Below are 11,607 nucleotides of genomic sequence, written 5' to 3' on the forward strand. Positions count from 1 at the left end.
CTACTAATTGGAGGCAGCACCTCGGATATCAGGCCAATACTGCCGGTAAATATCCCAGCTACAAATTTACCTAACGCCAACAATCCGCTGATAATCATCGAGTTTCTGGCAACGGTCTGCTTTTCATTGTGCATAGTACGGCTCTGATACGAATTAAAAAATCAGCTTTTGTTTCTTGAGGAACATTGCCAGATAAAAGCCACCAGCAGCATACTTGCGGAACCCGTCAGCAACAAACAGGAAAGAAATGCGGGTTGACCGGTTGAGTGTAGATAAATTTCATTAATACCTGCCGAGATCATAAAAATAGCGTAAAGCAACCCAAGTATAAAAATCATCATCATCGTCACGCGCGGTGAATACCGTCAGTTTATGGCTGTTGTTTCATCCTCCCCGCAACGATTGATGAGGTCACAGGGAGGATGATTCTAGGTGGATCTTTTTCGTTCATTAGTCATCCCATCGGGTGCTCAAGTAGGCTGCAGCCAGCCCCATTGTGCTGATGAAAAACAAAAAGCCCATAAAAACCATCATATTTCCCATAATGCTATCCTCGGTTAGCTGTAATCTATAACGACCTCTGTGATTAAAAATGCGTTGGAAACGTAGTCCATAGTATTGACGCACCTCCATGGTGACGGGCCTCTGCACCGGCAGAAACCCGCCAATTGCTTTATATACCCAGTACTGCCTGAGCAATTTTGAAATAGATAATCAGCCCGGTACCGTCAATAAAGGTGGCGATAAACGGAGCGGATACCACTGCTGGATCGATCCCAGACTTTTTCAGTAACATAGGAATAATGGAAGAGACGATAGCGCTCCACACCGTGATCGCCACTAACGACAGGCTGACCACCATGGTGACATCCATGCCGACGCCCATTATCCAGGCCCGTACCCAGGCAGCCAGCCCAATGGTGACGGCAATCAACAGTGAAGTGCTCACCTCTTTGCGGATCACCGAACCCAGGTTACGCAGGCTGACCTCTCCCAACGCCATTGCCCGTACCAAGGTTGATGTGATCTGCGTACCGCTGTTACCCCCGGTGCCTATCAGTAGCGGAATAAAGAAGGCCAAGGCAATGGCTGCTTCCAGTTGCTCCTCAAACGCTTTCAGCACGTTGCCGGTATAGGCTTCAGCTACAAACAGCAGCAACAACCAGACCACGCGTTTACGCCATAATGCCCAGGGGCTGGTTTCCAGATAAGGCTTATCCAGCGGCAGGCTGGCGCCCTGACGTTGCGCATCCTCGGTATTTTCGTCTTCAATCAACCGAGCGATTTCTTTTTCGCCAAGCACACCCACCAGCGTTTTGTTGACCACCACCGGCACCACATCCAGGCCACCTTTGCCCAATAAATGTGCCACATCATTTCTGTCATCATCCGGAGAGACGTGGAAATAGGTATGGTTCATCATCGAACCGATAGCCCTGTCGCCTTCCCGGCATTGCAGCAATTTTTTTACCGACAGCATGCCCCGGAGATGGTAATCATCCGCGGTGATAAACAGTTGTGTTGGAATTTCATCGGTTTGCAACTGCGTGAGGAAGTAATCCTTGGCTTCATCGACCGTCATGGTGCCGGAGACGGTAATAAAGTCAGCGCTCATATAGTTGGCAATGGATGACTCGTCATGTGCCGCTGGTGCGGCAACGGCCATCGCCGAAGAGTATGGAATTGATTTAATCATGTTAGTCCCTATTGCTGTTTAAACTTCAACAGTGAATCGCATAGGGGCGTTAACCAAAGAGGGAGTGCAGGAAGCCTATCTCCGCGTCCAGGTTTTAGCACTATACAACGTATCTGAAAAAATCTTCAGAAGTTACCTTGGGCTAAACCTTAATCCGATAAAGCCTGTCTTAACCTTGGGCATCTCTCGATGTCGTCAGATCAGTAACCTGTGTTTGTATAGGAGCCTCGCCAAACGAGATACTGCAAATTACTACGCGGCGATTATAGGCTCGCTCGCACCAGGAGTGCTCGATAATCAGCAGTTCGTTGAGGTTATATTTAGGAAGTTTCTGGCTTGCTGCTCCGTATTTAAATGGGTTGTTTATATTAAAGGTTATTAATAAAATGGCATCTTTAGAGAATGTCTTCCGGTAATACGATCTGATATTCAGGTGAGAAATATAAGCCTATTACGTCAAGCGATATATATAAAACATGGCCAGCGGATTAAATGATTTACCCAGTGACATAAATGAAAAAACCGACCTTTTACAGTCGGTTTTCCAGAGTTACAACGGTGCAGGCATACACCCTTACCGCATGGTCACGAACTCTTCCGCTGCGGTCGGGTGGATCGCCACGGTATTGTCGAAGTCTTTCTTGGTTGCGCCCATTTTAATCGCCACGGCGAAGCCTTGCAGGATCTCATCCATACCAAAACCAATCCCGTGCAGGCCAACGATCTTCTCTTCTTTACCCACGCATACCAGCTTCATGCGGCACGGCTGGCGATGCTGAGTCACGGCACTGTACATGGCGGTGAAAGAGGATTTATAGACCTTCACGTTGTCTTCGCCAAACTGCTCTTTCGCCTGTGGTTCGGTCAGGCCAATGGTGCCGATCGGCGGATGGCTGAACACCACGGTGGCGATGTTGCTGTAATCCAGATGCTCGTCCGGCTTGTTGTTGAACAGGCGCTCAGACAGGCGACGGCCAGCGGCCACGGCTACTGGGGTCAGCTCAACCGCACCCGTGTTGTCACCCACCGCGTAGATGCCTTTCACGTTGGTGTTCTGGAATTTGTCGACCTCAATGTAACCTTTGGCATTGGTTTTTACGCCAGTTGCCGCCAGGTTGAGGTTGTCGGTCGCAGGCTCGCGGCCGATAGCCCAGACCAGGCTGTCGACGGTGAACTCTTTGCCGTTTTCCAATGCCAGAGTCAGGCTACCGTCGGCGTTTTTGACGATGGATTTAGGAATCGATTCGGTGTGCAGGGTTGGCCCTTCGGTGTTCATCACCTCAACCAACGTTTCTACAATCATCGGATCGAAGGTACGCAGCGGGGCGTGTTTACGCACGAACAGATGCGTTTCTGCACCCAGTGCGTTCATCACACCGGCAATTTCTACCGCGATATAGCCTGCACCCACCACTGCCACGCGTTTTGGCATGGCATCCAGCTCAAAGAAGCCGTCGGAGTCGATGCCGTATTCGGCACCCGGGATAGACGGATGGCTCGGGCGGCCACCGGTGGCGATCAGAATATGGTCGGCGGTGATTTTCTCACCGTTGACTTCCACGGTATGCGCGTCGATAAAGCGGGCAAAACCTTTGATTACGTCGACCTTGTTTTTGCCCAGCACGTTGTCGTAAGAGGCATGGATGCGATCGATGTAAGCAGTGCGGTTAGCGATCAGACGCTTCCAGTCAAAGGCGTTGACGGTGGTATCGAAGCCGTAATCCGGGCCGTACTGGTGAATGGCCTCGGCGATCTGTGCCGCATGCCACATGACTTTTTTCGGGACACAACCCACGTTAACGCAGGTGCCGCCAAGTTCTTTGGCTTCAATCAGTGCGCATTTCTGGCCATACATGGCTGCCCGGTTGATCGATGCGATACCGCCGCTGCCGCCGCCAATTGCTAGATAATCGTAATGTTTCGTCATCTGGGTTTTCCATGAGTTGTGTGATTCGAGAAGGGTAAGAGTTTAACGCCTGATAGGGGGTTGTCGCAAAGATTGCGTCGATGGCTGTAATAGGCAGAGGCTTGATCCTCTGCCCGGTTGATTTTACACGATAATTAATTCGGGTTTGGCCCTGTCGAGCGCCTGGCGATCGGTACTGCTGATGCCCGTATCGGTAATGATCATGTCAATCTGGCTCATCGGCAGCACCAGATTGAAACCACGGCGGCCGAACTTGGTGGAATCGACCACCGCGACCACGCGCTTGGCCGCCTGAGCCATCACGCCGCTAATCGAATAACCTTCATTAAAGGTGGTGATGCCGTTGGTGGCGTCCAACCCATCGGCCCCGACGAACATCACGTCACCGGCAATGCCCTGTAAGGAGAGTTCCGCTATGGAGCCGTGCATGGAACGCGTCTTGTGGCGCAATGTGCCACCACACAGCACCAGCGTGATGTCTTTATTGTCGGAAAGCGCAAAGGCGGCGGGCAGGTTATTGGTGATCACCGTGATATTGCCCATCTTGACCAGCTCTTCGGCGATCAGCATGGTGGTGCTACCGCTGTCGAGGATCACCGTATCGCCGGGGTTGACCATCGCCGCCGCTTTTAACGCAATGCGCTTTTTCGGATCTTTGGCCAGTTGGTAGCGCTCCTCCAGGATGACCTCTCCGGTGGTTTTTGGCGCCTCGACCTCCTGTTCCAACTGGCTGCCCGGCCTGGCGGCACCGCCGTGGAAGCGGATCAGCAGGCCTTTTTCTTCCAGCAGGCGCAGGTCAGCGCGGATGGTAACCTCAGAAATTCCGAAGGAGTTCGAAAGATCGCTGACCAAGATGCTGCCGTTCTGCTGAACCAAGTCGACAATTTTGTTTCGTCTTTCAAAAGAATTCATCATCCTGACCTATCGAAATGTTTTGCTTTTATTTTATGCGAAAGGGATATGAAAGGGGAGCTAAAGATCGAGGAGATGAGAATTGAGGCTAAATAATGGCTGCCTCAGGGCAGCCAGTGGCTAAATATCATTCTTCGCCGAGTTTGAGCATGATTTTTCCCTGCATCGGCTTGCCAGCCAAGGCCGCAACGCTGGCGGCGTATTGCTGCGGTCGATCGATGCTGGCAATCAACGGTTCCAGCGCCAGGTCCGCCGATTGGAACAGCTTCATGGCCTGCTGCCACTCTTCCCCTGGCCATGGAGCCGAATAGTTCATCCAACTGCCCAGCAGCGTCAGCTCCTTGCGCAGGATCTGGCTGAAGGTGCTGTAGGACAGGTGCAGATCTTTATGCAGTGTTCCCACCAAGGCGATTTGTGCACGGGGCCCGGCGATATCCAGCGCCAGCCCGACCGTTTGCGGCGTGCCAGCGGTTTCCAAAATCAGCTGATCGAAGCGGCGCTCCTGCAAGCGTTCGGCTATCTCCGAGGGGCTAAGCTCCGCGCTGTTAAACGCCTCTTCCGCGCCGATCTGGCGTGCCAGCTTAAGCCGATCATCATTGATATCGATCGCCGTGACGCTGCGCGCGCCCATTGCTCGGGCACACTGGATTGCCAGTTGGCCGATGGTTCCGGCCCCAATGATGATCACCTCTTTGCCCTGACAGCCCCCGGCCAACTGAATGGCATGCAGGCCGACGGTGATAGGCTCAATAAACGCCCCCTGCAATAAGCTGACGTTGGCAGGCAACTTCACCAGGTTGGCACGTTTGACCACGATAAATTCCGCATTGCCGCCGTGGCTGCGTGAGCCGACGAACTGGTAATGCTTGCACAGCGAATAGTAATGGCGCTGGCATTCCGGGCAGTCAAAGCACGGTAATAAAGGGACACAGGCCACGGCATCATGCTCACGCAGATCGGTAACCCGGTCGCCGCAGGCCACGACCCGGCCACTGAACTCATGCCCCAGGGTAATCGGGTAAAAATGCGCGCCCTTGGCGAAAATGCGGGGGATATCTGAACCGCATAGTCCGGAATAGGCCACCCGAACCAACACCTCGTCGGCGGCCTCAATAGCAGGAGCGGGGCGTTCTTCAACGCGCACTTCTCCCTCCGTGTGGATCACGACTGATTGCATAACTTGAACTCCGTAGAGATAGAGAGGGGGGAGGTAAGCTCCCCCGAAGGATCAGGACATAGCGTTGAGGCTTTTGGCAGCCTGTTGTTTGGCAGTGGCTTCAGCCTGAGCAAATTGACGGGCACGGCGCCAGGTGAGGAACACCCCGATGGCGTAAATGGCACCGATAACCACCAGACCCACCACGTTTTGCCAGGTGAGTAGCTGGATCAGCAGATAGGTAATCGGTGAGCCACCTTGGTCCATCGAAGCCACGACGCCGCCCGCTTTCAGGGCACCGGCATTGGCAGCCAGTTGGGTATGCAGCCCGATGGTTTGGGTGGCGATCCACAGCGTGATGCTCATGATGATGAAACCCGAGATCAGCGTGCGGAACAGGTTGCCCTGATGCACCGCGACGGCGATCGCCACAAAGAAACCGATGGTCGCCAGATCGCCAAACGGCAGCACCTGGTTACCAGGGACGATCACGGCGATCAGAATGGTCAGCGGGATAAAGATCAGGCTGGCGGAGACCACGGCGGTATGGCCAAGCAACAGTGCCGGATCGAGGCCGATAAGAAACTCCTGGCCACCAAAACGCGCTTGCAGGCGTTTACGGGCATGCTTGGCGATTGGCGTCAGGCCATCCATGATCGGTTTGATCACCCGTGGCATCAACAGCATCACCGCCGCGGTTTTTACCGCCAGTTGCAGAATGCCCTTCAGGTCATAACCGGCCAGCGCACCGATGATCAGCCCCATCACAAAGCCGACGGTCACTGGTTCGCCGAACGGGCCAAAGCGTTTCTGGACGTCGTCTGCGCTGAAGTGAATACGGTTCAGGCCAGGGATCTTCTCGATAATAGTGTCCACCAGCACGGCGATCGGTCCCATATAGGCGGAGGTGCCGTGCGGAATGGCAATTCCTTCCAGCCCGAAGAAGTCGCGGGTGTCTTTGGCGAACCAGTCCCCCAGTTTGTAGACGAAGGCGGCATGCACCACCACGCCCAGCATACCCAGCCAGTATGAACCGGTGGCCAGATGCACCATGGCACCGGTAAAGGTCATGTGCCAGATGTTCCAGATATCCACGTTAACTACGCGGGTCATACGCGTCAGCAGCATCACAATGTTGACCGCAATCGCCACCGGGATAGCGATCAGGGCAATCTGTGAGGCCCAGGTCATCGGTGAGGAACCTGGCCAGCCGATATCCACCACGTGCAGGTTGATCTGGAACTGCTCGGCCATCGATTTTGCCGCCGGGCCGATCGAGTCCAGCATCAGACCGATGACCAGCCCGATACCGACGAAACCGATGCCAATATGAATGCCGGATTTAAATGAATCCCCTAATTTCATCCCTAAAATCAGCGAGAAGATGATGATCACGATAGGCAGCATCACCGTAGGGCCGAGATCGAGGATGTAACGCATGATGTCGGTAAACATGGGCTACTACTCCGTCAGAATGGTCAGTATTTTTTGTTTCAGCGCATCGATACCCACGCCGGAAACAAACGGCATGCCGTGGACCAATGGAATATCGCCAAACTGCCGGTCGACGCGGGCGGTGGTGCAGATCAGGTCGGCATCGTCCATATAGGTTTCAATCTCGGTCACGCGGCACTGCACCAAATCCAGTTCGATGTGGTGCTCCGCGCACAGCTCTTTGATCTCTTCTGCGGCCATGGTGGAGGTGGCAACGGCACCGCCGCAGGCAACGATAATTTTACGTTTCACAGTGTGGCTCCTTCATATTGTGTTTTTTGTTGTGGTCGGGAGGGCGAAGTGAAAACCCGCTGGGCAAAAATATCGCCCAGTTGGTCTTCCGGGGCGGTCAGCAGCGCATTGATAAATTCGGGATGCTGCAACTGGCCAAACAGCGTGCGCAGTAAAACCAACTGTGCCGCCGGGTCGGTAACGATCAGCGCGATAATCAGCGCCACGTCGATCGTGCCGTCATCATCCGCCTGTGCGAAAGGCACTGTCTGGTCAGGGCGGATCAGGTAAATAGCCGGAGCGCGTGCATGCTCCGCTTCACAATGGGGGATGGCAACCGCGTGCTGCTCAAGGGCGATGCCGGTGGGATAAGTGTTCTCGCGTACCAGCAACGCCTGCGGATAGCTGCTGTGAACCACTCCGGCGTTGAGCATGGTGATGCCAATGTGCTCCAGCGCCTGCTGCGCATCGGCAAAGCTGATGCCGGTGCGAACGAACAGTTGGCTGCTATGCATGGGCGCTCTCCTTGGCGTTTTTGGTTTGTTCTGCGGGGGTACAGCCGAAGCGATAGGCGCGTAGCACATCCTGAATTTTGTCGATCATCAGCGCATGAGGTTGTTTTGCCAGCTTGCGTTCCATTACGCGCTGATATTGCAGCGGGAAGTATTGGCTCAGCAGCCCGGCGGGGATCTCTTGTTGGTCGAGATTATTCAGTAGCGTAGTCATACTCTGCGCGATACGTGGGTGAGGCCAGTAGTAACGGATACGGTCCGACAGGCTGAAATGCAGGTCGATCAGCGAGCGGCTGAACGTCGGGTGGTAATACTTTTTCCAGTAATCCGGCTCATCGAGCATCACTGCGTCAATGACCGCCAGGATCTGGCTGCGTTTTTCCGGGGCGATCAGGGCCTGCTCGATGCTGGCCAGCGCAAATACCGCTTCGCGCAGGGCGAACGTCAGGGCTGGTCCCACCTTGAGAATGGCGAAGTGGTCGCGCACCAGTTGCTGATAGGCATCTCGGGTTTGGTAATCGGTAGAGTGCGCCTCATAGACCAGCGGTGTGGTGGTAATAAACTGGGAAAGCTCGCGTGCCAGCTGCGGTTGGTAAGCGATCACCTGTGAGTGGTCGAATTCCACTCCTGGCTGTACGACTACGGCGATGATCCTAGGGAGCGCCGCTGCCAAGCCAGCCTTGCGGAACGCCTGATAGTGAGTTTCCAGCGTGTCGGCGGCATCCGTCGCGTGAGTGATATGTACGCTGCCAATGGCGGAGGATTCCCCTCCAGGAACCGGCACTTCGGTGCCGATCACATAGGTCAGCTGTTGTTTTTGCTCCGGGGTGGCGACCTGCTCGGCGATTTGGCACAGGCGGGCGGCGCGTTCTGCCACGACATGGGGATCCAGTGGGATCGGATCATCGGCACAGGACATGGAAGCATCTAGGTGGATCTTGCTGAATCCGGCTTTGACGTAATCGGCGATCAGCACTTCGGCCTTTTCCATTGCGCTGGCTGCGGGCTCGTTTTGCCAACAGTTAGGGCCTAAATGGTCGCCCCCTAACAGCAGCCGGGAGAGCGGAAAGCCGACGGTTGCCGCGATATCGCAGACAAACTGCCGAAAATCCGCCGGTTTCATACCGGTGTAACCGCCAAACTGATTAACCTGGTTGGAAGTGGCCTCGATCAGCACCTGACGATCGCTGTGCAGATCCAGGCGTAATGCGGCTTCAATCACTAATGGGTGCGCCGAACAGACAGAGCAGATACCGATCGGCTCCCCGGCTTTGTGTCTTGCGATAATATTTTTCATTCTACCCTCCGTTTTCTTACGAATATAATCGTAATGTTTCGAAAGGTTAGCAATCCACTTTTGTATTATTCGTGATCAAGATCGAAATCTTTACCGCTATTTTTCGTGGCGGTACTTTCAGTGTGATGGGGAGTGATTATGAGGGAGTTTATTTTATATGTTTAAAATCAGTTTATTAGGTTTTTTCAGTTACGAGCGGAGCGGTCATTCGCAATAAAGTGAAAGTGTAGTTTCCCCCTCACCCCAACCCTCTCCCATAGGGAGAGGGAGCCAGCGCGGCGTTGTGGTTGGGACAGGTGCACATTTTGGGCTGGTTAAATTGAGGCGTTGGTGCGGTTGGATGCGAGGCTAAATTGTGGCACGTACAGTCCCCTCTCCCTGTGGGAGAGGGTTAGGGTGAGGGGATTGTCGCAAAGTCTAAAGCCTGCCTTCACAACCACAAACCTGAATCACCTTTTGCACCACCTGCTGCATCGCCAGCTTGGCAGGCTGCATATAGTAACGCGGATCGTTGGCCTGCGGATGTTCTGCCAAATGCTGTTTCAGCGCATCGGAAAAGGCGATTTTCAGCTCCGTTGCCACGTTCACTTTGCATACTCCCAACCGAATCGCCTGCTGAATATCAGCATCTGGCAAGCCCGATGCACCGTGCAATACCAGGGGGATACTGACTCGGTCACGGATCTGGCCAAGGCGGATGAAATCCAGCTCCGGCTTGCCCTGATAGAGCCCGTGAGCCGTACCAATTGCCACCGCCAGTGAATCGATGCCGGTGGCGTGAACAAACTCCTCGGCCTGCTGCGGCGAAGTATAGCGAGCGTCCCTGGCATCAACGCTGATGCCATCCCCCACTCCGCCAAGCCTCCCTAGCTCCGCTTCAACGCTGACATCATAGCGATGGCAAAACTCTGCCACCTGCCGCACCAGGGCAATATTTTCCGCAAAGGGCAGATGCGAGCCATCGATCATGGCCGAGCGGATCCCTGAATTCACCTTGGTTGCAATATCCTGCAACGTTTCATGGGGATCCAGATGCACAGCCAGCGGGATACGGTATTCAGCGGCCAGTTGTTTGACGATGGCGACAACATTGGCTGTTCCCGCATAGAGATAGGTGCCAGGCGTACCGGCCAGGATCACCGGCGAGCGCATTTGTGCGGCGGTTTCTGCCACCACCTGCATGGTTTCCAGGTTATGGATGTTAAAGGCCGGTACGGCATAGCCCTGTTGTTGTGCCTTTTGCAGCATATTGTGGGTCGAAATGATGAACACCGGCTGCCTCCTGTTTTTAGTTACGTTATCTTTCGATATTCATCATCTAATCGAAAGTTAAAATAAGCAAACAGTTATTTTTCGCGTGTGATCCCGATCGGCAAAAGATCGAAGCAAAAGGAAGGGTGAAATTGGGAGAGAATTGAGAAGGGAACTGCGGTTGGTCGCCCAGGCGGGCGACCAACAAAGAACTTATTCTGGCACGACCCAGCTCACCAGATGGTGACCAATGCCGCTCGGCACCAGCACGTTGTGCAGCCATGGCAGCACGTTGTTCATCTGCTGTTCCAGTTTCCAAGGTGGGTTAATCACGATCATGCCTGAGGCGGTCATCCCGCGTTGATCGCTGTCGGGTTTCACCGCCAGTTCGATTTGCAGGATACGGCGAATGCCGGTCGCTTCCAGCTCTTTGAGCATGCGTTTGATCTGCTGGCGCATCACCACCGGATACCACAGGGCATAGGTGCCGGTGGCAAACCGCTTATAGCCTTCCTGAATGCCTTTCACCACATCTTGGTAATCGGTTTTCATCTCATAGGGTGGGTCCATCAGGATCAGGCCACGGCGTGATGCGGGCGGCAGCTGAGATTTTAACTGCTGATAACCGTCGGCGCGCAGCACCTTGGATCGCTCGTCTTTCTGGAATTCATTACGCAGCAGCGGGAAATCGCTTGGATGCAGCTCGGTCAAATGGAGCTCATCCTGCGGGCGCAGCAACTGGCGGGCGATTAGCGGCGAACCAGGGTAGTAGCGCAGGGTACCAGAACGGTTGAAGTTATGGACGACGCTCATGTAGGCCGCCAGTTCTTCCGGCAGATCGTCACGTTGCCACAGCAGGCCGATACCCTCCAGGTATTCCCCGGTGCGTTCGGCGTGCTCACCGCTCAGCTGATAGCGCCCGGCACCGGAGTGGGTATCCAGATACAGCAGCGGCTTATCTTTTTCTTTCAGCGCCTCAATGATCAGGCTCTGAACGGTATGCTTGAGCACGTCGGCGTGGTTGCCGGCGTGAAAACTGTGGCGGTAACTTAACATTTATTTTTATCCGATTGATTTTAATGCACTATTATCGAAAGCATTTATTCTGGCAGGTTGAGAGTTCTCGACGTG

General features: G+C 54.2%; 11 protein-coding genes and 1 riboswitch. All 11 genes read right to left on the reverse strand.

What is annotated here, in order from left to right; all coding sequences use genetic code 11:
• Positions 1–450 precede the first annotated feature (450 nt).
• Positions 451–633: a protein MgtS gene (gene mgtS, locus U869_RS32865; RefSeq protein ID WP_369795610.1), complete on the reverse strand. Its 183-nt coding sequence runs from the start codon at positions 631–633 to the stop codon at positions 451–453.
• Between the two features lie 40 nt (positions 634–673).
• Positions 674–1,666, reverse strand: a complete 993-nt coding sequence (locus U869_RS0107035) for a magnesium transporter (protein WP_369795042.1) — start codon at positions 1,664–1,666, stop codon at positions 674–676.
• Between the two features lie 102 nt (positions 1,667–1,768).
• Positions 1,769–1,942, reverse strand: a riboswitch (M-box (ykoK) riboswitch).
• 328 nt (positions 1,943–2,270) lie between these two features.
• A complete protein-coding gene (gene gorA / locus U869_RS0107040) occupies positions 2,271–3,623 on the reverse strand; it encodes a glutathione-disulfide reductase (RefSeq protein ID WP_025119311.1) in 1,353 nt (450 codons plus the stop codon).
• A gap of 123 nt (positions 3,624–3,746) precedes the next feature.
• Positions 3,747–4,535, reverse strand: a complete 789-nt coding sequence (locus U869_RS0107045; protein WP_025119310.1) for a DeoR/GlpR family DNA-binding transcription regulator — start codon at positions 4,533–4,535, stop codon at positions 3,747–3,749.
• Between the two features lie 127 nt (positions 4,536–4,662).
• On the reverse strand, positions 4,663–5,712 hold the full coding sequence (gene gatD, locus U869_RS0107050; RefSeq protein ID WP_025119309.1) for a galactitol-1-phosphate 5-dehydrogenase: 1,050 nt from the start codon (positions 5,710–5,712) through the stop codon (positions 4,663–4,665).
• 51 nt (positions 5,713–5,763) lie between these two features.
• Complete coding sequence (locus U869_RS0107055; protein WP_025119308.1) at positions 5,764–7,146, reverse strand: galactitol-specific PTS transporter subunit IIC; 1,383 nt, start codon at positions 7,144–7,146, stop codon at positions 5,764–5,766.
• Positions 7,147–7,152: 6 nt separating this feature from the next.
• On the reverse strand, positions 7,153–7,437 hold the full coding sequence (gatB, locus tag U869_RS0107060; protein WP_025119307.1) for a PTS galactitol transporter subunit IIB: 285 nt from the start codon (positions 7,435–7,437) through the stop codon (positions 7,153–7,155).
• Positions 7,434–7,931 (reverse strand): PTS galactitol transporter subunit IIA, encoded by a 498-nt coding sequence (gatA, locus tag U869_RS0107065; protein WP_025119306.1) that lies wholly within the window; start codon positions 7,929–7,931, stop codon positions 7,434–7,436. Before gatA ends, gatB begins: the two co-directional genes overlap by 4 nt.
• Positions 7,924–9,225: a tagatose-bisphosphate aldolase subunit GatZ gene (gene gatZ, locus U869_RS0107070; protein ID WP_025119305.1), complete on the reverse strand. Its 1,302-nt coding sequence runs from the start codon at positions 9,223–9,225 to the stop codon at positions 7,924–7,926. Before gatZ ends, gatA begins: the two co-directional genes overlap by 8 nt.
• 417 nt (positions 9,226–9,642) lie before the next feature.
• Positions 9,643–10,497 carry a tagatose bisphosphate family class II aldolase gene (locus U869_RS0107075; RefSeq protein ID WP_025119304.1) on the reverse strand — a complete coding sequence of 285 codons (855 nt, stop codon included), beginning with the start codon at positions 10,495–10,497 and terminating at the stop codon, positions 9,643–9,645.
• 192 nt (positions 10,498–10,689) lie between these two features.
• Positions 10,690–11,532 carry a 23S rRNA (adenine(2030)-N(6))-methyltransferase RlmJ gene (locus U869_RS0107080; protein ID WP_025119303.1) on the reverse strand — a complete coding sequence of 281 codons (843 nt, stop codon included), beginning with the start codon at positions 11,530–11,532 and terminating at the stop codon, positions 10,690–10,692.
• Positions 11,533–11,607: the final 75 nt, after the last annotated feature.

The sequence above is a fragment of the Serratia sp. H1w genome, from assembly GCF_000633355.1.
In the GTDB taxonomy this organism is placed as follows: domain Bacteria; phylum Pseudomonadota; class Gammaproteobacteria; order Enterobacterales; family Enterobacteriaceae; genus Chania.